Raw genomic sequence first — 20,940 nt, forward strand, 5'->3', positions numbered from 1 at the left:
AAGGACGGCCCCCTTCGACTGCCCGCCTGCGGCAGGCGCTCAGGACAGGCTTCGACAGGCTCAGGGCGAACGGGGTGAGTGTCGCTTTCATCGCTTTTCTCCGCTCGGCGCTATCTCGACAGGCCGCACCACGCCGCTCGACTGGCGCACGGTCGGTTCGATCACCTGTGGCGCGTTGGGCGGCGCATCGGGCTGCACCAGCGCATCGCCCGGCTGCGCGGCGACCGGCGGGGTCGCACCCATATAGTCGCGCACCAGTTCGTCGATGGTCGGTTCCATGTCGGGGTTGCGCTGCAACTGCATGTTGCGGACATAGCCGTAGCGCTGCTGCGTCAGCTTCTGCGCATCCTCCTTCGACCGCAATATGGTCGGGCGGATGAACACCATCAGGTTGGTCTTGGTCCGGCTGCGGCTGCGCGACTTGAACAATTCGCCAAGCCCCGGAATGTCGCTGAGCAACGGAATCCGCTCGATCGTCTTGCGCTCATTATCGTCCAGCAAGCCGCCCAGCGCCAATATCTCGCCATCGTCCACGGTGACCGTGGTTTCGATCTCGCGCTTGTTGATGATGAGGTCGCTGCTGGAGTTGCTGACCGGTCCGGCCACGCTCGACACTTCCTGCCGCAGGAACAGCTTGATCGCGCCGCCGGTGTTGATCTGGGGCTTCACCTCCAGCTTGATGCCGACATCCTGCCGCTGGACGGTGCGGAACTGGTTGTCGAAATTCTGGCTCAGCGCCTCGCCGGTGGTCACTGGCACCTGTTGGCCGACCAGGATCGACGCCTTCTGATTGTCCAGCGTCATCACCGACGGGGTGGAGAGCAGATTGCTTTCCGTGTCGGATTTCACCGCATTGATGATCGCGCCGAAAATCCCGTTCTTGCCGATGCTGCCGCCAAGGCCTGCAATCGCCCCGGTCGCGCTGGTCAGGCTGTTGATCGCCGATTGCTGGAGTGTGCTGGCCAGGTCGCCACTATTTTGGACTTCCGTTGTGGTGCGCGTGCCATCTGGTGCCACCACGGTTGTCGTGGTCGTCCCCAATTGTGTCGCGCCATAGGCGCCCGCCAGCGTCAGCAGATTGGGCGACGCATTGCTGTAATTGGTCGCGGCAAAGCCGGTCGATGTGCTGCCGATCAGGAATTGCACGCCCAGCTTCTTGGCCGCCGCGTCGCTGATCTCGACGATGATCGCCTCCACCAACACCTGTTCGCGCCGCGTGTCGATCTGGCGGATGGTTTCGCCCAGCATCCGCTGCACGTCGCTATTGGCGGCGACGATGATGGCGTTGGCGCCCTCATAGCGGGTGACGATCGCCGGGCCGCGCGTCGAAATACCGCTGCCACTGGAAGAGGTGGATGGTGCGGCTACAGGTGCCGCTGCTGCGCTCGCCGCGGCGGCCGCAGGGGTCGAAGCGGTCACCGGCTGGCTGGTCGATTGCCCAACCAGTTGCTGCAACACCGGGAGCAATTTTTCGGCGTCGGCATGTTCCAGCCAATAGACCCGGATTTCCGTACCGCTCGCCGCCTGCTGATCCAGTTGCCGCGCCATCGCGACAAGGCGCGCGACAGTGTTGGCATCGCCCCGGATCGCGACCGCATTGCTGCTGTCGATCGGCACCACGGTCGCCGCAGAAGGTGCGGCATTCTCGCCGCCGCCACTAGCTACCAATGCCTGAAGCGATGTCGCAATCTCCCGCGCGCCGGCGTTCTTGAGCACCACCATCTGCGTCGCCGACACGTCGCGATCGACCCGTGCGATCACCTGGCGGATGCGGGCAATATTGTCGGCATAGTCGGCCACGACCACGCTGTTGCCCGCGCGGTTGGCGGTCACCGATCCGTCCTTGCTGACCAGCGGGCGCAGCGTTTCCAGCGCACTGGCCGCGTCGATCGAGCGCAGGCGGAATACTTCGGTCACGAAACTGTTACGATTGGCCGCGCGGCCCACTGCGCTGGGCTGCCCCGCCGCGCCATCGGCAGGCTGGATGCGATAGGCGCCGCCTGGTGCTGGCACGGCGACCAGACCGTTGGCCCGCAATGTGGACAGCACGATTTCAAAATATTCAGAGCGCGACAAAGGCCGGTCGGTCACGACCGACACTTTGCCCTGCACCCGATTGTCGATGATGAAGGTGCGCCCCGTCACCCGCGCGGCATCCTGAATGAAGGCGCGAATGTCGGCGTCGCGGACGTTCAGCGTCTGCTGCGCTTGTGCCGGCGCGGCCAGGACGAGCGCAAGCGCGGCGGAAAGGGGAAGAAAATATCTGGTCATTGGCCTTGCACTATGAGGTTGACCGAAGCGACGGTCGCGCCGCGCTCCACGGTCAGGGACAGGCGCGCACCCGGCGCGATCTGGTTTTGCACAGACTGGAGGTCGCCCACCGGCTGGCCATTAATCTGGCTGATAATGTCGCCGGGGCGGAAACCGGCACTGGCAAAGCCCGGTCCCCTTGCGCTGACCGCCAGCCCTGTCACCCGGCCATCCTGCATCCGGGGGGCAAAACCAATGTCGCGTTTCAGGCTGTCGGCGGTGGGACCGGCCGACGGTGGCGGTGGGGTTGGGGTTGGCGCTTGCGACGCGCCGCCTTCCGGTGCTGCCGTTGGTGCCGGGGTCGACTGATCGAGGAAAATCTGCTCCTCCGCCCCGCCCCGGTCGATCGTCACATGATCGAACGCCACCGATTTCAGCACCACGCCCGGCAGGATTTCATCCCCCACCGCAAAACTGCTCTGCACCCCGTCCGGCGCAGCGATGATCGCGGAACCCAGGCCGGAGCCTTCGTTGAGGCGGATGCCATAGAGGGTCAGCGCCAGCGACGTGACGACGCCATTGCCCGCCGCCTGCGGCGCACCGCTGCGGAAAAAAGGATCGAAGCTCGCGAACAAAGCCTGCCGCGCGGCGGGAGTGAGCAATTGCGCCTGCCGCCCCTCCCACGGCCCGAAACTGCCCAGCGGCGTCACGATTACCCAGGCCAGCCGCACGAGTTGCAGCGCCAGCAGGGCGATCAGCCCCTTTTCCAGCAACGCCAGCCCGTCGATCGACCGACCCCGCATCCTGTTGGCAATTGCCACCCGCATCTGCTTTGCTTGCCCCTTTGTGATGGGACCGCTGCTAAGCACTTCCTCTTACGGATGGATGACAGTGATGTGACCCATTTATGACAGATGCAATTCAGCCATCACGCCGCTTGCATTTCCGGGCACGGGCGGTAGCAAAATCGGCTTTCCAGGCCTTGTTCATGAGTGTCATGCCCGATCATCCCACCGCCGCAGACGCCGACCCCGCGTGGATCGCCAGCCAGGCGCGCGTCCAGCGCGTCCCCAGCCGCGACCTCACCCTTTTCATCCGGCGCGATTTCCTTGTCCCTGACGAATGTGCCGCGCTGATCGACCGGATCGAAGCGGACCGTCGCCCCTCCACCATCGCGGATGCCAATGGCGACGGCTATTTCCGCACCAGCGAAACCTGCGACCTTGATCATGGCGATCCGTTCGTCGCCATGATCGACGCGAAACTCGCCGCCTTTGCCGGGATCGACCCGGCCTATGGCGAACCGATCCAGGGCCAGCGCTATGATGTGGGCCAGGAATTCAAGGCCCATACCGACTATTTCGACCCCAAGGGCGCGGACTATGTCAAATATTGCTCGGTCGCGGGTAACCGCAGCTGGACGCTGATGGTCTATCTCGACGAACCCGCAGCAGGCGGCGCAACCCGCTTCCCGAAGATCGGCAAGACGGTCCAGCCGCAGACCGGCAAGCTGCTCGCCTGGAACAACCGAATCGCGCCCGGCCAGCCCAACCCCGCGAGCCTGCACCACGGCATGAAGGTCCGTGCCGGGGTGAAGCATGTCATCACCAAATGGTATCGCGAAAAGCCCTGGGGGTGACCCAACGCAAAACGACCGGCCCGCCTGAAACGGACCGGTCGCCTGTATTGCACGGGGCCGCAACCATGCGGCCCCGGTCCGATCAGAACGCTACCGTCATCGACGCGGCGATGGTCGTGCCGATCTTGTAGCGGTTATAAAAGACGCGGTTGCCGTCCTGTTCCTGGAATTCCTGGAACTTGCGACCCAATATGTTGCGCGCCTCGAACTTGACTTCGCTGTTGATGCCGCCGGGCAGCTTGACCGCCTGCCGCGCCACGAAGTCGAGCTGTACGCCCGGCCGTTCCTTGATGTCGGGTTGCAGGTTCGGGCCACGGCTGGTGACACGATCGCTGGCATAGGTCAGCAACAATGTCTGCTGCGACAGCGTGTCGGTATCCTCCAGACCCAGTTGCAGGTTGACCAGATGGTCCGACTGCCCCGTCAGCGGCACGCCGTTCAGGAAATAATCGGACGCCGCCGGCGCGTCACCGGTGGTGTAGGTATAGGGGATGGTGGTGTCGCCCGCCCCCACCTTCAGCTTCGACTGGGTATAGGTATAGTTGCCGATCAGCGTGATCCGGCGACTGACGAAGAAGCTCGAATCCGACACGCCATCCAGCGGCACATATTTCTGCACTTCCACTTCCGCGCCATAGAGCGTCGCTTCGGGCGCATTGGCAAAGCTGGTCGTGACATTATAGGTGTCGGTGATGGTCGTGTAGGTTTCGATCGGATTTTCGATCTTCTTGTAGAAGGCCGCCGCCGTGATCCGCTCATCCCTGCCCATATACCATTCGGCGCGAATGTCCGCATTCCACAACTGGCTATCCTGAAGGAAGGGATTGCCGCGGAAGAAGCGGTTGGATTCGGTATCCAGATAAGGCTGGGCGATCAGTTCACGGAATTGCGGACGGGCGATGGTCTTGGACCCGCTGGCGCGCAGTTGCAGACCCTTGGCCGCTTCGAGCGTGAACGTCACGGCAGGCAGCCAGTAATCCTTGCGGATTTCGTTGAACGGGGTCAGCCCGGTGCTGTACACGTCAACGCCCGTCACCGACATTTCGCCCTTTTCATAGCGGACACCGGCGTTGACGGACAGGCCAGCAAACAGGTCCGCCTGCACCTGGGCATAGCCCGCATGGGTGCGCAGCGCCGCGTCATAGACCGGATAGTTGCCCGAAAATTCGAGCAGGCCAATATCGTACAACTGGATCGTCGCGTCCGACAGCAGATAGTCGGGGCGCAACTGTTGGACCGGCACGGGCAGGTTGACCGCATCGAAATGCAGTTCATAGCGCGACGAACGACGCTTGGTGTCGTTAAAGGCGTAGCCCGCCGTCAGCGAGAAGCCCGGAGCGATCTTGTAGCTCCAGTCGACGCCTGCAAACCAGAGATCTTCGTTCAGGTCGCTGAAGGTCGCCGACGCATCGCCGCGCTGACGGTTGAGTGCGTTGACGAAACGATCGCCCACCGGATCGGTCGCCAGGTCGCGATTGGTGCGCACATAGACAAATTCGCGCTCATACGGAGCTTCGCGCTGCGAATTGGCAAAGCCGCCACGCACGTCGAGGCTGAGCGCGTCCGAAAATTTGAATTCCCCGACCAACTGGGTGTCGATCAGTTGCCGCTCATACCAGGCGGTATTTTGCTGCATGAAATCGGCATCCTGAATAGTGCCGTCATTCCGACCGATGGCCAGCGCGCTGCGCTTGGTGGTGTCGCGGATATAGAGGTTGGTCCAGCGCAGCTTCTGGTCGCCCAGTTCCAGCCCGACGCCCAGCAGGCCGTTGACCGTAATCTCATTATCGGTGCTGACCTGCTGGTAGCTTTTGCCAGCCCCTGCCCCGACGTCGAGCGATGCCTGTTGCAGATTGTCGCGGGTGCGCCACTTGTTGCTGTAGGAAGCCGTGGCGATCACGCCCAGCCGTCCATCGCTGCCAACATCGACAGCGGTGCCGCCATTGATCGAGCCGGAGAAGTTGAACGGCAGGCTGTTGGTCCGCTGCACGACCGACGTGTCGGCGTTGAGGAACTGCATCGCAATCGCCTGCTGGTCCGTCCGGCCGATATTCGCGAACGGAACACCGCTGCCGATCGCCTGCTTGAGCAGCGGCGGCACGTCGCGCGAACTGTCGTCAAATCCCGTCCAGTCGGACTTGGCGCCATAATGGGTATAGCCCAGTTGCCCCGACGTTTCGGTGTTGGCGGAACTGCCAAAGCCGATTTCCAGATAGCTTTCGGCGGGAATCGCCTTGGTCGTCAGGTTGATGACCCCGCCACCAAATTCGCCGGGGAAATTGGCCGAGAAGGTTTTTTGCACCAGCGTCGATGCGATCACGCTGGTCGGGAACAGGTCGAGCGGAACGACGCGCTTCAAGGGTTCGGGGCTTGGCAGCGGCGAACCGTTGAGCAGCGCCAGCGAATAGCGATCGCCCAGACCACGGACATAGACATAGCCGCCCGACACGACCGACAGGCCGGTGACACGCTGGAGCGAACCGGCAATGTCGCCCTCGCCCGTGCGCTTGATGTCGGCGGCCGACAGGACGTTCACCACCTGCGGGGCGGCTTGCGACACGTTGGTCGTACGGCGGCCGGTAACGACGATGTCCGCGCCGGGGATCGATACATCGACATTGCCAGAATCGGAATCGGCCTGTTCGGCGGCGGTCGGCGTGCCGGATGTAACGGCTCCACCAGCGTCCGCGCCGGTCGTGGCGGCCGGATCGGTTTGCGCCATGGCACCAGGTGCGACCAGGGCGGATGAAATCAGGAGCAGGCGCGCCAGGCTGAGCGGCTTCGACATGCTAGGGGTCCCCCTTTGGGAATTGCAGTGCAAAGAAGGCGGGGAAGCGGCAATTGCACGCTCCCCCGCCCCTGTTGAGGTCGTGGGTCCGATCAGGTCGTCGGGATCGCCGTGCAGTCCTTGCTGGTGCTGCCGAAGTTGGCGGTCACCGAATTGCAGGTCCAGCCGGCATACCAGGTGTCGCTGCTGTCCCTGACCGCACCGATATAGTTGGTGGTGTTGAACGCAGAGTCGATCGTCTTGGGGTCGATCGCGGTGCGCGCCGTTTCGGTCGCGCCGTTGATGAACAGGCTGGTCAGCGACGGCGTGTAGCTGATCGTGCTGTTGGCACCGGCCTCGAAGATCGACTGGACCGCTGCGGCATCGACACCACGGCTGCCCTTATAGGGCGTGCCGTTGCACTGCATCGCCACGGAGATGTAGCGCGGCTTGCCGGCGTCTTCCAGCGCCGTGTCGGCGTCGCGGGTCGTGGTCGTGCTGTCGATGCGCAGGCAGCTGTTGGTCGGCGCAACGATGATGCCGTTCACCAGTGCCAGGTCCGCACCGCCGCGCAGCAGCATGGCCGAGCCATTGCTGCCCGTGGTCGAACGGTGGATGTAGGTGAAGTTGGCCATCTTCAGATATTGGCGGGGCAGCGCGTCCTCACCATTATTGGCGGCCGAACCACCGTTGGAGTCGGTTTCAAGGAAGCCGTCGCCAATGTCGTTGTTCGCGCGCTGTGCGCTGATGACATATTGGACGGTGCCGCGATAACCGACGTCGGAGTCGAAATTATCGTCCTCATTGCCGGTCAGCACCAGATATTTGAAGTGAGCATTGCCGCCAAAGGCTTCGATGCCATCGTCCGAGCTGTTATGGACCTGGATATGGTCGATCACGGTGCCGGTGCCGACGCCCGACGGGGTCAGACCCTGCAATTCGCTGCCGCCAGCCAGCGCGAAGCCGGAATAGCGGATCTGGACATAGGACATGCGACCCGAATTGTCGGCATCGTTCGCGCCACCATAGAGCGCACCGCTGCTGCCTTCGGTATCACGTTCGCACGCGGTCGTGCCGGGCGCTGCGGCCGGGGCCAGACAGTCGGTGATCTTCGCACGGCCAAGCAGCACGACGCCGCCCCACTGGCCCGACGACTGGTCGGTCGCGGTGCCAAGGACGTTTTCACGGCTGGTGAACACGATCGGCTGCGACGCAGTGCCGACGGCGTTGATCTTGTTGCCACGATTGACCGCCAGATAGGCGTTGCCGGTGGCGGCAAAGATGGTGACGCCCGGATCGATCGTCAGCGTGACATCGGTGTTGGTGCTGGCAGCGCCCTGGTCGGTGCCGACATCGACGCGGCCGGGCAGCGAATAGATGACGCCTGCGACCTTGGCGATCGCGGTCGAGCTGGTGAAGCGCGTCGGGAAACCGCAATTGCGCCAGGTGTTGCCGCCGTCGGAGATGGTGCCCAGATCCGACAGCTGAACCGCGCCGGCAATGGTCGGGCAGTTGGCGGCCGGGGTCACGCCGGTCGGCGTGGGGGTCGGCGTTGGCGTGGGGGTCGGCGTCGGGGTCGGCGCGGGGATGACAATGGTGCCCTCGCCCGGCGAAGCGATGTCGTCTGCACCGCAGGCGCTCAGGCCTACGCAGGCGCAGCTCGCCATCAGGATCGTGTGGATACGGTTAATCTTGGCCATGTCGTCTCCGCTCCGGTGGACACCGGGTTTGTTGCTATGCGGAGCGCAGGGGATTTGATTCGGACAACGCCCCCTGTCGCCCTCCGAATGGGCAGTTAGGGACGTCCGGTGACAGGCTTGTTCTGTTTTGGTGACGAAATGGCGTCACTAAAATTACAGTTTGGTGACTTGCGTTATGGTTTCATGACATGGGCGCCGTTACGCCGAACGTCGCCCATCATAATCACTGAAAATAAAGCGCTTCGATCAGCGCGACGCATATACCGGGGTCAGGCGGCTCATCGCCCGCCGCGCCACGTCGCGCGACGACTGTTCGCTGCCATCGGCCAGTACCAGCGTCATTTCCGGAGAGAAGCGAGCGGATTTATAGGCAGACTGCGCATCAGCCATGCGCCCCATGCCCGCATAGGCATTGCCAAGGTTGATGAGCCGCGCAGGATCATTGGCACTGTCGGGCCACACAGCCTTCAGCCGCTTGGCCGCCTTTTCATAATTGCCAGCGGTCAGGTCGCGAGCCGCCAGTCCACCATCGGGAACACCAACGACGATCACATCCTCGGACGCGCCCTGTGCCATTGCGGGGGTGACGCAAGCCAAAGCAAAACCGGCGATGAGGGCGACCTTCAGCATCTTATTTTCTCCAGCAAAACCTTCTGACTATAGCCGCTATTATTTCACTGTGATGACAATTGGGCAATAGTGGTTCGATTGCCGAAAAGGATTTTGATTTCTTTTAAATCAATGGCTTATGATTTTTTCTTCATACTGTCATAAAAGTGTAATCGAAAGAACAATCGGAGTCGACTCCGATTCGCACAGCACAAGCGCGCAGGCGATCGATCAAACGATCCCAGCAAGGCAAGACGGCAAAAATGAAGAAGGTCCGGGAGGTTCTGTTGCCCGGCCCTCCCGGAGGCCGCTGAATTCCCTTCTGTTGCCCGGTGGGTTCAACCGCGCTATTTTAGAGTGAGGTCAGGCCGTTAGGCCCTCATTCACGCTGCAATGGCGAGTGCTTCGTTATCGTTGGCACTTATGAGTTTTGCACAGTTTAACGGCTTACACGGGCCGGGTAAAAACATCGCCTTTGAACACACGTCGATCCTAGTTCGGCCCCGTCAGACATCCCGTCCAGCATTTGCGCCAACCGGGATATGTGGTGGAACCGCCGGGTACTGCCCCCGGGTCCGCTGCGTCTATTATACGACACAATTTATCACCATAGCCGGGCGAACCCGGCCCCACCCATATGGGCGCAAAGTTGCGCCTTTTCAAGCCGCCGCATAAGGGAAAGCCCATGTGTATCGTGACAATGGCATGGGCGGCCCATCCACGCTGGCATCTGGTGCTGGCGGGCAATCGCGACGAACATCATGTTCGTCCGTCCGCCGCGCTGGCGCAATGGGATGATCGACCCGGCATTATCGCCGGACGGGACCTGCAATCTGGCGGCACATGGGCGGGCGTGTCCGATGCGGGCCGTATGGCCGTGGTCACCAATCAACGCGGCTATGGCATGGCCCATCCCGACCGCGCCTCTCGCGGTGCGCTTGTGACGGATATGCTGACGGGTGAGGGAGTGTATGCCGCGCCGACGATGGCGGCATTGGACGATTTCAACCCGTTCACCCTGATTGCGGTCGACCGGCACCACGCCCGGCTGCTGACCAACCGCCCCCACCCCGACACCATCGACCTGCCGCCCGGAATCATCGGCCTGTCCAATGGACCGTTGGCCGACCTTTGGCCCAAGACGCGCCAGTTGAACGCGATGCTGGCCGACTGGCTGGTGACGGGTGATGATGATCCGGAGAGTCTGTTCGCCGCACTGCGAACCGATAGTCCGCCCGACGATATACCGCCTGACGCCGAACCATCCCCCATCTTCATCCGCGATGCCATCTACGGCACGCGATGCAGCACGATCATCACGATCGACCGCACAGGACAGGGGATGATCGCCGAACGCCGCTATGACGCAGACGGACAGCGGACCGGCGACAGCGAGTTCAGCTTTACCTGGCCGCTTTAACGCTGCACCGAGCGCGGCTGGCGCGCCAGATGGAGTGATGAGCGCACGACCGGCGACTCGATCAGCTTGGTTTTCATCAGCTCCCGCATCCGGTCCGCGCCGTCGGGGTTCAGCATCACCACGCGGGTGCCGCCCGATGTCAGAGCTTCGATGGTCGACACGGCCAGCGCATGCTTGGTGCAGAGCGCCTGCACATCGGCCAGCGGCGCATTGATGTTGATCGCGCGGCTCATGCGGCGCGGCTCACGCCAGCGATGATGGAATGACGGATAAGATGGTCCAAGAAAAAGCGCCTTGCTGGCAAGCGGGAGCGCTAAGGGTCTCTCGGTCACGCGAATGCTTGCAGGCAGGGTTCGCGTCGATGGGCTGGCCCTAGCAGACGCTTATGGGCGCGTCGCGACATTTATACCCTCGCCCGCTTCCCCTTGCCGCCTCACCCCTCTATAGCCCTGATCCCATGATCCTCGTCATCGACAATTATGACAGCTTCACCTGGAATCTGGTCCATTATCTGATGGAACTGGGCGCACGGGTGGAGGTCGTCCGCAACGACGCCATTTCAGCGGGTCAGGCGCTGTCCAGCGGGGCAAAGGCCTTTCTGCTCTCGCCCGGTCCCTGCACCCCCAATGAAGCAGGCGTCAGCCTCGATCTCGTCGCTGCCTGCGCGGATGCCGGTGCGCCCTTGCTGGGCGTGTGCCTGGGCCATCAGGCGATCGGACAGCATTTCGGCGGTAAAGTCGTGCGCGGCGGCCTGATGCACGGCAAGACATCGCCCGTCACCCATGATGGCACCGGCCTGTTCGCAGGCCTGCCCTCCCCCTTCACCGCGACCCGCTATCACTCGCTGATCGTGGAGGATATTCCAGACAGCCTGATCGTCAACGCGACCAGCGAGGACGGATCGGTCATGGGCTTCCGCCACGCGACCCTGCCGATCCATTCGGTCCAGTTCCATCCCGAAAGCATCGCCACCGAACATGGCCATGACATGCTGGCCAATTTCATGCGGATTGCGGGCATGAAGGTGAAGGCGCGCGAGGAGGCGTAACCGCATTTCCTACTGTGTCTCGCCGTGCTAAAATGCGTTGCCGACTTTGCAAAAGTTACGGCGATAGGAAATCTTATGTCTCATTTACCGGGAAAAGTGCGAAGTTAAGCGCCAGCGCCCCCTCGACTCACCGCCCCGCTGATGATTAAGGCAAGCGCGATGACCAGCCTGCCCGACCCCTCCCAACCGCTCGACGCGCAGGCCGCCGCCCGCGCATTCGACCTGCTGTTCGACGCCGACCTGCCCGAAGCCGACATCGCGACCTTCCTCATCACCATGGCTCGACGCGGTGAAACGGCGATCGAGATCGCGGCGGCCGCGCGCGCCATGCGAGCGCGGATGATCCCTGTCACGGCCCCCGCCGGTGCGATCGACGTGTGCGGCACCGGTGGCGACGGGCATCATACGCTCAACGTCTCGACCGCCGTATCGCTGGTCGTCGCAGCCGCAGGCGTCCCCGTCGCCAAACATGGCAACCGCGCCGCATCGTCCAAGGCAGGCGCCGCCGACACGCTCGAAGCGCTGGGCCTCAACCTCGACCGTGCCGCCGCCAGCGCGGAGGCGACGTTGGCCGAAATCGGCATCTGCTTCCTGTTCGCGCAAAATTACCACCCCGCGCTCAAGCGGCTCGGCCCGATCCGCAAGGCGATTGGCGAGCGCACCATCTTCAACCTGATGGGACCGCTCGCCAACCCCGCCGGGGTGCGCCGCCAGCTTGTCGGCATCGCCCGTCCCGCCTATGTTCCCATCTACGCTCAGGCGCTCGCTGAACTGGGCGTCGACCGCGCGATGATCGTGTCGGGTGATGAGGGGCTGGACGAATTGTCGCTCGCAGGCGGCAACGACATCGCCGAAGTCGCAGGGCACAGCATCGTCGCGATGCGCCGCCTGTCCGCCGCTGATCTTGGCCTGTCCACTTATCCGGTCGATGCGATCCGGGGTGGCGACGCAGCGCATAATGCCGCCGCCCTGCGCGCACTGCTGCAAGGCGAACCGGGTGCCTATCGCGACGCGGTGCTGCTGAACGCCGCCGCCGCCCTTGTCGTGGCGGATGCGGTTGCCGATCTTCGTGAAGGCGTGGAGGAAGCGGCCGAGACGATCGACCGTGGCCTGGCCAACGCCCTGCTCAATTGCTGGATTGCCTATCAATGACCAACAAGCTGATCGAAATCTGCGATTTCAAGCGCGAGGATGTTGCCCGGCGCAAGGCCGCGACATCGCTGTCGTCGCTCCACGCCCGCGCCAGCGAACAGACTCCCCCGCGTGGCTTTCGCAAGGCGCTGGATGACGCAGCGCGCTCCGGCTTCGGCCTGATTGCGGAGATCAAGAAGGCCAGCCCCTCCAAAGGCCTGATCCGCGCCGACTTCGATCCGCCCGCCCATGCGCAGGCCTATGCCGCCGGTGGCGCGGCCTGCCTGTCGGTGCTGACGGATGAACCCTATTTCCAGGGCCATGACGATTATCTGATGGCCGCCCGTTCCGCCTGCGCCATTCCCGTGCTGCGCAAGGATTTCATCGTCGATCCCTGGCAGATCCTTGAAAGCCGCTCGCTCGGCGCGGACGCCATCCTGATCATCGTCGCCGCGCTGGATGACGGGCAGATGGCGGAGATTGAGGATGCGGCACTGGGCCTTGGCATGGATGCGCTGATCGAAGTGCATGACGAGGCTGAAATGGAGCGGGCGCTCAGGCTGCGATCGCGCCTGATCGGCGTGAACAACCGCGACTTGCGCGACTTCAGCGTCGATTTCGCCCGCACCTATGAGCTGGTGGGCAAGGCACCGGCGGGCTGCACCTTCGTCGCCGAAAGCGGCCTGACCAGCCATGCCGACCTGACCGCCATGGCCGATCATGGCGTGCGTTGCTTCCTGGTCGGCGAAACGCTGATGCGGCAGGCCGATGTCGAGGCGGCGACGCTCAACCTGCTGACGGGCGCATGACCGGCCTCACCCATCTCGACGCGGATGGTGCCGCGCGCATGGTCGATGTGTCGGCCAAGGCGGTGACAGCGCGCGAAGCGATTGCCAGCGGCCGGATCGACATGATCGCGGAAGCTGCCGCCGCGATCGCGCAGGGGCTGGTCAAGAAGGGCGACGTGCTGGCGGTCGCACGGGTCGCAGGCATCATGGCGGCCAAGCGCACTGCCGATCTGATCCCGCTCTGCCACCCGATCGCGCTGAGCGCCGTCAATATCGATTTCGATCTGGACGAGGATGGCGTCACCGTCACCGCCACCGCCCGCACGGCCGGGCAGACCGGGGTGGAGATGGAGGCGCTGACGGCGGCGTCGGTCGCGCTGCTTACTGTCTATGACATGGCAAAGGCACTCGATAAGGGCATGATCATCGGCAATGTTCGCCTGATCGCCAAGAGCGGCGGCAAGTCGGGCGACTGGCGCGCGGCATGAGCCTGCTGCCGGTTGCCGAAGCGCAGGCGCGGCTGTTTGCTTTGGCGCAACCGCTGCAAGCGGAAGAAGCGCCGATCGCTGCCTGCGCTGGTCGCTGGCTGGCCCGCGACGTGCTGGCGCTGCGCAACCAGCCATGGGCCGATCTGTCGGCGATGGACGGCTATGCCGTGCGCGCCGCCGAATGGCCCGGACCATGGCGCATCGCTGGCGAAAGCGCGGCGGGCGGTGCTATCCCGGCCCCGCTGGCACCCGGAGAGGCCTGCCGCATCTTCACCGGCGCGCCGCTGCCTGCTGGCGCGGACACGATCCTGATTCAGGAAAATGTCACCCGCGATGGCGATCAATTATTGGCCAGCGACGACCCGTTGCCGACGGGACGGCACGTCCGCCCATCCGCATCGGATTTCGCAACAGACGATGTCTTGCTGACCGCCGGAAACGCCCTCACCCCCGCCCGCATCGCGCTTGCGGTGCTGGGCGGGCATGGCAGGCTGCCGGTAGGGCAACGCCCGAAGGTCGCGCTCATCTCGACCGGCAACGAACTCGTCCCCCCCGGCGCGCCGACCCCGGCGGGCAGCCTGCCATCGTCAAACGCAGCGATGCTGGCGGCAATGCTCAGCGCCTTGCCGTGCGATGTCATTGACCTCGGCATCGTCCCTGATGATCTCGACGCCATGACCGCCGCGTTGAAACAGGCGGCATCGGCGGACATTATCGTCTCTACCGGCGGTGCATCGGTCGGCGATCATGACATGGTCCGCCCGGCTTTCGCGCAGGCGGGGGGCGCGCTCGATTTCTGGAAGATCAGAATGCGGCCGGGCAAGCCGTTGATGGCCGGAACATTGGACAAGGCTGTATTTCTCGGCCTGCCCGGCAATCCGGTATCAGCGTTCGTCACCGCGACCCTGTTCCTGCTGCCGCTGGTGCGTCATCGCGCCGGTGCCAGCGCGCCACTACCGCACACCACACAGGCGCGCCTTGCAGCGCCATTACCCGCAACCGGTGATCGTGATGACTATCTGCGTGCCTATCGCGGGGAAGCCGGGATCGTTTCCGTCACGTCACAGGACAGCGCCGCCACGGCTGCCATGGCGATGGCAGACTGCCTGATCCTGCGCCCGGCCGTTTCCGCCGCCGCAGCCGCTGGCGATACCGTCACCATCCTGCCGCTGGCACGTTAAACAGCTAATGATATTGCCGTTCACCCGGCGGTATCTCCAGATGATCCTCATCACCCATCTGATCCTCCTTCTTCTCCCGCTGATAGGGGGCATGATGGGGATCACGGTCGACATCCGGTCGCAATTTGCGCGATACTGCGGGATGTGGATTGGGGTCCAGCATGGCTTTCTCCTTATCTGCTCCCTTATGCCAGGGATGAAAGAAGAACAGACGTCGGGGCAGCGCGTTCCCTAAAAATGCGACCGGTTGCGAGCCGCTTGACTTGCCTCCTTCCGTTTCCTATGTGTTCCTTATACGTTCCATGGAGGACCGCAGGCATGTTGACCCTCAAGCAGCAGGAATTGCTGAGTTTCATCCAGACCCGGCTGGAAGAAGGCGGTGTATCGCCTTCTTTCGAGGAGATGAAGGATGCACTCGACCTGCGATCCAAGTCTGGCATCCACCGGCTGATCAATGCGCTGGAGGAACGCGGCTTCATCCGCCGCCTGCCCAATCGCGCCCGCGCGCTTGAAGTGCTGAAGCTGCCAGACGCCATGCATCGCGCGCCTGCGCCGGTGGCTCCGGCCAAGCCGCAGCTGGCCCCCAGCCTGCCGGTTGCCGCCAATGATGTGATCGAAATCCCGCTGCACGGCCGCATCGCCGCGGGTGTTCCGATCGAAGCGATGGAGGGGCAGAATATGCTGTCCGTCCCCGCCGCGCTGCTGGGGGCTGGCGACCATTATGCGTTGGAAGTGTCCGGCGATTCGATGATGGAGGCGGGCATCCTCGACGGCGATTTTGCGCTGATCCAGCGCACCGATGTCGCCCGCGAAGGCCAGATCGTCGTTGCTCTCATCGACGATGCGGAAGCCACGCTCAAATATTTCCGCCGCGAAGGCCCGCGCGTCCGGCTCGACCCGGCCAACAGCGCCTATGAACCCCAACTCTATGATCCGCGACAGGTACGGATTCAGGGCAAGCTGGCAGGGCTGCTGCGCCGCTATAACTGAGGACGGCGAAGGTGGGAGCGCGGCGCGACGATCCAGGGATGGGCGTCGCCCGCCATCCTCACCGTAGTGACGCGCGCATCGTCCAGGTCGATGGCAATGCCCCCGGTTCGCGCCAGGAGCCGCCGGTCGATCTTCAACCAGCGTGGACGACACCAATAGGGCAGCCCGCGATCAGCAATGACGATGTCGGCGGCGGCACATTCCTTGCTGAACGATGCTCGATCGACCAGCATGTCGCTGCGGGTGACGAGCAGATGCCAGCGTCGCCCGCCCACTTGCATCCCCACCGCACATAAATCCGCCGAACAGCGCGCCTGGGGCAGGTCGGCCAGCGCCTCCAGCGGACCATCATAGCCCGCACTCTCGGCCAGCGTATCGCGCACATAATCGCCCGCCCCCGCGCGCAGCAGTGCCATCCCGCCGCCTGCCGTCCGCACCGCGACATGACGGCCATCGCCGGTCACCAAAATGTCGGGCGGTGAGAGCAGCAGCACGCCAACCACGCCCATCGCCATCGGTCCAAGCCCCAGCCAGCGCCACCCGCTGCGCCACAACAGACACCAGAGCAGCCCCCCGATCATCAGCGCGAACAGCCAGGATGGTACCGCAGGCGTCAGCATCGTCGCCATCGGGCTGGCCGCCACGCCATGGGCGATCAGCAGCAACAGGTTGAGCGCCTGCGCCGCCATCCACCAGAAGGGCGCGCCCAGCCCGCCCAGATCGAACAGCAACGCCAACGCCTCCAGCGGCATCACGACGAAGGTGGTCAGCGGAATGGCGATAAGATTGGCAAATGCGCCCAGCATCCCGGCCTTGTGAAAATGGAAGAGGGCAATCGGCATCAACACCAGTTCGACCGCAATGCCGGTCATCAGCATCGCTGCCAGCACACGCCCCGCCTTGCGCACCCGATCCTCGTCCCGCGCCGCGGCAAAGGCGCGAAAGCGCGGATGCTCGGCCAGGGCTATCAGCGCGGTAACAGCGGCAAAGCTCATCTGGAAACTCGGCCCCGTCACCGCTTCGGGCCAGAAAGCCAGCACGATCAGCGCCCCTGTCGCCACCAGCCGCAACGTGATCGCATCGCGCCCCAGCGCCAGCCCGCCCAGCACCAGCAACGCGGCGATACAGGAGCGCAGCGTCGGCACCTCCGCCCCGGTCAGCAGCGTGTAACCGATCCCCGCCAGCGCGCCGCCCGCCGCCGCGATCAGCATCAGCGGCCAGTCCAGCGCCGCCCGTTGGCTAAGCGCCATCACCCGCATCAGCAGGAAAATCACTGCCCCGATCAGCGCCGTCACATGCAGCCCGCTGATCGAAAGCAGATGCGCAAGGCCACTGCGCCGCATCGCCTCCGCGTCCGCCTCCGCAATCGCGCCCTGATCGCCGGTCGCGAGTGCCACCGCAATGCCCTGCGCCGGGCCGTCAACCTGTTGCCGGATATGCGCGAACAATCGCGCCCGCAGCGGCGGCGGCGCGGTCGATGGACGTAAAATCTCGATGGGTTTCAGTGCCTTGCCGGTAGCACCAATCCCTTGAAAATAGGCGCGCGCGGCAAAATCATAGCCACCCGGCACGCTGGGGGGCGCGGGCGGCATTAATCGTGCGCGAAAGCGGATCACCGCCCCCTCGCCCAGCCCCGCCGGAACATCCGCCTCGGCTATGTTGACGCGGATCATCGCCGGCAGGCCCGGCGCATCCAACGGGCGCAGCATCGCCCGCACCATCTTTTGCGCCGGAACAGGCCGAAGCGCCGTCACCTCTCCCGTCACCACGGTAAAGACCGCGCGGGCCAGCGGCGGCTGCCCCAGCAGCACCGCCTTTCCCCCGATCAGCGCGCAGCCGATACAGGCCAGCATCCCGCCCGCCACGATCATCCGCCGCAACCGCGCGCCGTCGGGCAACAACATCCCCAAGCACGCGATCGCCAGCGCGCCACAGCAAAAGGCCATCCAGCCCATCCGGTCGGGCAACAGGAACCACGCGACAATGCCGATGCCAAGCCCGATCGGCGCCCATAACGGCGCCTGTTCGCGTTCGGTCTCCAGCCAGCTTTCTACCCTGGCAAGCGCCCCCCGCGCCCACGCCGCAGCCCCCCGCCAAAGGGAGGTTTGTCGTGGCTCAAAAGCCATGCTAGGGGGCGACGCATTCATGGAACAGGCAGGACGAATGTCAGCGAATATGAAGGCAAGTGCAACGGGAATGAACAAGCCGGTAGTGACCCGTTTCGCGCCTTCGCCGACCGGGTTCCTGCATATTGGCGGCGCACGCACGGCATTGTTCAACTGGCTGTTCGCCCGTCACCATGGTGGCAAATTCCTGTTGCGGATCGAGGATACCGACCGCGCCCGTTCGACCCAAGACGCCGTCGCCGCCATTTTCGACGGGCTGGAGTGGCTGGGTCTGGGCGGCGATGAACCCGCCATATTCCAGTTCGCCCGCACCCCGCGCCATGCCGAGGTCGCCAACGCGATGCTGGCGGGTGGCCATGCCTATAAATGCTATGCCACGCCGGAAGAACTGGCGGAACTGCGCGAACAGCAGCGCGCCGCCAGGCAGCCGATGCGCTATGACGGCCGCTGGCGTGACCGTTCGCCCGAAGAAGCGCCCGAAGGCGCGCCCTATGTCATCCGCCTGAAAGCGCCGCGCACAGGCGAAACGGTGATCGAGGATGCAGTGCAGGGCCGCGTCGTCGTGCAGAATGCCGAACTGGACGACATGATTCTGCTGCGGTCGGACGGTACGCCCACCTATATGCTGGCGGTCGTTGTCGATGATAATGATATGGGCGTCACCCATGTCATTCGCGGCGACGATCATCTGAACAACGCCTTCCGCCAGCTGTGCATCATCAGAGCGATGGGATGGGAAGAGCCGGTCTATGCCCATATCCCGCTGATCCACGGATCGGATGGTGCAAAATTATCCAAGCGCCATGGTGCGCTTGGCGTCGATGCCTATCGCGACGATATGGGGGTGCTGCCCGAAGCGGTGCTGAACTATCTACTGCGGCTGGGCTGGGGGCATGGCGACGAGGAGATTATTCCCATCGCCCGCGCCATCGAACTGTTCGACATTGACGGCGTCGGCCGATCGCCGTCGCGTTTCGACATCAAGAAGCTGGAAAATCTCAACGGTCATTATCTGCGTGAAGCGGACGACGCCCGCCTCGCCGCGCTGGTCGCGCCGCGGGTCGCTGCGCGTCTGGACCGCGCCCTGCCCGAAACTGGTCTCGCTTTGCTGACGGCCGCCATGCCATCGCTCAAGCCGCGCGCCAAAACGCTTAATGAAATTGCCGAAGGCGCCGAATTTCTGTTCAAAAATTGCCCGCTGGATTTTGACGAAAAGGCATTGGCTCTGCTAGACGACTCGGCGCGCGCGCTGCTGGCAAAGACAGCCGACGCTCTGCGACCAGTTCAAACATGGACAGTCGAAGCGATCGAGGACGCAATTCGCAGCGTGGCAGAGGATGCTGGCCTGGGGCTGGGCAAGGTGGCGCAGCCGCTTAGAGCGGCACTCACCGGGCGCACCGTCTCGCCGGGTATTTTTGATGTCCTCTTCCTTCTGGGGAAAGAGGGAAGCTTGGAACGGCTGACCGATGTGGGGCACGCATCGGCCAGCTGATGGCATAGTAGGAGAACAATATGTCGGATAACAAAGCCACTTTGACCGTCGGGGGAGAGACCAAAGACTATGCCGTCATGGACGGTTCGGTTGGTCCGCAGGTCATCGATGTGCGCAAGCTTTACGCCAACACCGGCATGTTCACCTATGATCCGGGCTTCACATCGACGGCGAGCTGCGAATCCGGCCTGACCTATATCGACGGTGACGAAGGCGTATTGCTGCATCGCGGCTATCCGATTGGCCAGCTGGCAGAAGAATCGAGCTTCATGGAAGTCAGCTATCTGCTGCTGAACGGCGAATTGCCGTCCAAGCAGGAGCTGGACGAATTCACCCGCACGATTACGCGCCACACGATGGTCAACGAACAACTCACGACCTTCTATCGCGGGTTCCGTCGCGATGCGCATCCCATGGCGATCATGTGCGGCGTCGTCGGCGCGCTGTCGGCCTTTTATCATGATTCGACCGACATCAACGATCCGGTGCAGCGCAGGATTGCCAGCCACCGCCTGATCGCCAAAATGCCGACGATCGCGGCGATGGCGTATAAATATTCGGTGGGCCAGCCCTTCGTCTATCCGCGCAACGACCTGTCCTACACCGCCAATTTCCTGCGCATGACCTTCTCGGTCCCGGCGGAGGAATACATCCCCGATCCGGTGATCGTGGACGCCATGGACAAGATTTTCATCCTCCATGCCGATCATGAGCAGAATGCATCGACATCGACCGTGCGTCTGGCAGGGTCTTCGGGTGCCAATCCCTTCGCGTGCATCGCGGCTGGCATTGCCTGCCTGTGGGGTCCCGCGCATGGCGGCGCGAACGAAGCCGCGCTCAACATGCTGCGCGAAATCGGCACCGTCGATCGTATCCCTGAATATATCGCCCGCGCCAAGAACAAGGACGATCCGTTCCGCCTGATGGGCTTTGGCCATCGCGTCTATAAGAATTACGATCCCCGCGCGACCGTCATGCAAAAGACGGCCGAGGACGTGCTCAAGACGATGGGCGTCACCGACCCCGTATTCGACGTCGCCCGTGAACTGGAAAAGATTGCGCTCAGCGATCCTTATTTCATCGAAAAGAAGCTGTTCCCCAACGTCGACTTCTATTCGGGCGTGATCCTGTCGGCGATCGGCTTCCCGACCGAAATGTTCACCGTCCTCTTCGCCCTCGCCCGCACCGTCGGCTGGGTCGCGCAGTGGAACGAAATGATTTCGGACCCAGCGCAGAAGATCGGTCGCCCGCGCCAGCTCTATACCGGCCCGGTGCAGCGCGACTATGTTGCGGTCGACAAGCGCTAAACCC

The 20,940-nt window shown here is 63.5% G+C and carries 18 protein-coding genes and 1 other RNA gene; 10 read left to right on the forward strand and 9 right to left on the reverse strand.

Translation table 11 applies throughout. The annotated features are described in order from the left end of the window. Positions 1–87 precede the first annotated feature (87 nt). Positions 88–2,271, reverse strand: coding sequence for a type II secretion system secretin GspD (gene gspD, locus EBBID32_RS17365; protein WP_006962147.1), 2,184 nt, complete (start codon positions 2,269–2,271; stop codon positions 88–90). Beyond that, complete coding sequence (locus EBBID32_RS17370) at positions 2,268–3,077, reverse strand: type II secretion system protein N (RefSeq protein WP_006962148.1); 810 nt, start codon at positions 3,075–3,077, stop codon at positions 2,268–2,270. Before EBBID32_RS17370 ends, gspD begins: the two co-directional genes overlap by 4 nt. Positions 3,078–3,247: 170 nt before the next feature. Here EBBID32_RS17370 and EBBID32_RS17375 point away from each other — a divergent pair, with 170 nt between their 5' ends. Next, positions 3,248–3,889, forward strand: a complete 642-nt coding sequence (locus EBBID32_RS17375) for a prolyl hydroxylase family protein (protein ID WP_081628118.1) — start codon at positions 3,248–3,250, stop codon at positions 3,887–3,889. A gap of 82 nt (positions 3,890–3,971) precedes the next feature. Here EBBID32_RS17375 and EBBID32_RS17380 read toward each other — a convergent pair whose 3' ends face one another. The 4 genes from EBBID32_RS17380 to ssrA form a co-directional block, all read right to left on the reverse strand. Beyond that, entirely contained in the window at positions 3,972–6,677 is a 2,706-nt protein-coding gene (locus EBBID32_RS17380) for a TonB-dependent receptor domain-containing protein (protein ID WP_006962152.1), read from the reverse strand. Positions 6,678–6,769: 92 nt separating this feature from the next. Then, on the reverse strand, positions 6,770–8,356 hold the full coding sequence (locus tag EBBID32_RS17385; RefSeq protein ID WP_006962153.1) for a hypothetical protein: 1,587 nt from the start codon (positions 8,354–8,356) through the stop codon (positions 6,770–6,772). 246 nt (positions 8,357–8,602) lie between these two features. Continuing rightward, entirely contained in the window at positions 8,603–8,986 is a 384-nt protein-coding gene (locus tag EBBID32_RS17390; RefSeq protein ID WP_006962157.1) for a tetratricopeptide repeat protein, read from the reverse strand. Between the two features lie 290 nt (positions 8,987–9,276). Continuing rightward, positions 9,277–9,632: a transfer-messenger RNA gene (ssrA, locus tag EBBID32_RS23715) on the reverse strand. An 18-nt stretch (positions 9,633–9,650) separates the two neighbouring features. On the opposite strand from ssrA, the gene EBBID32_RS17395 reads away from it, so the two are divergent. Continuing rightward, positions 9,651–10,385 (forward strand): NRDE family protein, encoded by a 735-nt coding sequence (locus tag EBBID32_RS17395; protein WP_006962159.1) that lies wholly within the window; start codon positions 9,651–9,653, stop codon positions 10,383–10,385. Here EBBID32_RS17395 and EBBID32_RS17400 read toward each other — a convergent pair. Further along, entirely contained in the window at positions 10,382–10,618 is a 237-nt protein-coding gene (locus EBBID32_RS17400) for a hypothetical protein (protein ID WP_006962160.1), read from the reverse strand. The two genes, EBBID32_RS17395 and EBBID32_RS17400, sit on opposite strands and share 4 nt — an antisense overlap. Before the next feature lie 224 nt (positions 10,619–10,842). Between EBBID32_RS17400 and EBBID32_RS17405 the strand changes: the two genes are divergently transcribed. From EBBID32_RS17405 to EBBID32_RS17425, 5 genes are all read left to right on the forward strand, one after another. Next, a complete protein-coding gene (locus tag EBBID32_RS17405; RefSeq protein ID WP_006962162.1) occupies positions 10,843–11,433 on the forward strand; it encodes an anthranilate synthase component II in 591 nt (196 codons plus the stop codon). Positions 11,434–11,592: 159 nt separating this feature from the next. Continuing rightward, on the forward strand, positions 11,593–12,585 hold the full coding sequence (gene trpD / locus EBBID32_RS17410; protein WP_006962164.1) for an anthranilate phosphoribosyltransferase: 993 nt from the start codon (positions 11,593–11,595) through the stop codon (positions 12,583–12,585). Then, the gene (gene trpC, locus EBBID32_RS17415; protein WP_006962166.1) at positions 12,582–13,373 is read left to right on the forward strand and encodes an indole-3-glycerol phosphate synthase TrpC; all 792 of its coding nucleotides are present in this window, start codon (positions 12,582–12,584) and stop codon (positions 13,371–13,373) included. Before trpD ends, trpC begins: the two co-directional genes overlap by 4 nt. Beyond that, a complete protein-coding gene (gene moaC / locus EBBID32_RS17420) occupies positions 13,370–13,840 on the forward strand; it encodes a cyclic pyranopterin monophosphate synthase MoaC (protein ID WP_006962167.1) in 471 nt (156 codons plus the stop codon). The genes trpC and moaC overlap by 4 nt, the downstream gene beginning before the upstream one ends. Next, entirely contained in the window at positions 13,837–15,021 is a 1,185-nt protein-coding gene (locus EBBID32_RS17425; protein ID WP_006962168.1) for a molybdopterin molybdotransferase MoeA, read from the forward strand. Before moaC ends, EBBID32_RS17425 begins: the two co-directional genes overlap by 4 nt. Positions 15,022–15,025: 4 nt before the next feature. Here EBBID32_RS17425 and EBBID32_RS24230 read toward each other — a convergent pair whose 3' ends face one another. After that, entirely contained in the window at positions 15,026–15,184 is a 159-nt protein-coding gene (locus EBBID32_RS24230; RefSeq protein ID WP_006962170.1) for a hypothetical protein, read from the reverse strand. A 155-nt stretch (positions 15,185–15,339) separates the two neighbouring features. On the opposite strand from EBBID32_RS24230, the gene lexA reads away from it, so the two are divergent. After that, complete coding sequence (gene lexA / locus EBBID32_RS17435) at positions 15,340–16,011, forward strand: transcriptional repressor LexA (RefSeq protein WP_006962172.1); 672 nt, start codon at positions 15,340–15,342, stop codon at positions 16,009–16,011. Here lexA and EBBID32_RS17440 read toward each other — a convergent pair. Beyond that, positions 16,002–18,137, reverse strand: a complete 2,136-nt coding sequence (locus EBBID32_RS17440; protein ID WP_006962174.1) for a ComEC/Rec2 family competence protein — start codon at positions 18,135–18,137, stop codon at positions 16,002–16,004. The genes lexA and EBBID32_RS17440 overlap by 10 nt on opposite strands. A gap of 70 nt (positions 18,138–18,207) precedes the next feature. Between EBBID32_RS17440 and gltX the strand changes: the two genes are divergently transcribed. Both gltX and EBBID32_RS17450 read left to right on the forward strand, forming a co-directional pair. Continuing rightward, entirely contained in the window at positions 18,208–19,629 is a 1,422-nt protein-coding gene (gene gltX, locus EBBID32_RS17445) for a glutamate--tRNA ligase (RefSeq protein ID WP_037491545.1), read from the forward strand. A 20-nt stretch (positions 19,630–19,649) separates the two neighbouring features. After that, positions 19,650–20,936, forward strand: coding sequence for a citrate synthase (locus EBBID32_RS17450; RefSeq protein ID WP_006962176.1), 1,287 nt, complete (start codon positions 19,650–19,652; stop codon positions 20,934–20,936). Positions 20,937–20,940: the final 4 nt, after the last annotated feature.

Source organism: Sphingobium indicum BiD32, from assembly GCF_000382885.1.
Taxonomy (GTDB): Bacteria; Pseudomonadota; Alphaproteobacteria; order Sphingomonadales; family Sphingomonadaceae; genus Sphingobium; species Sphingobium japonicum_C.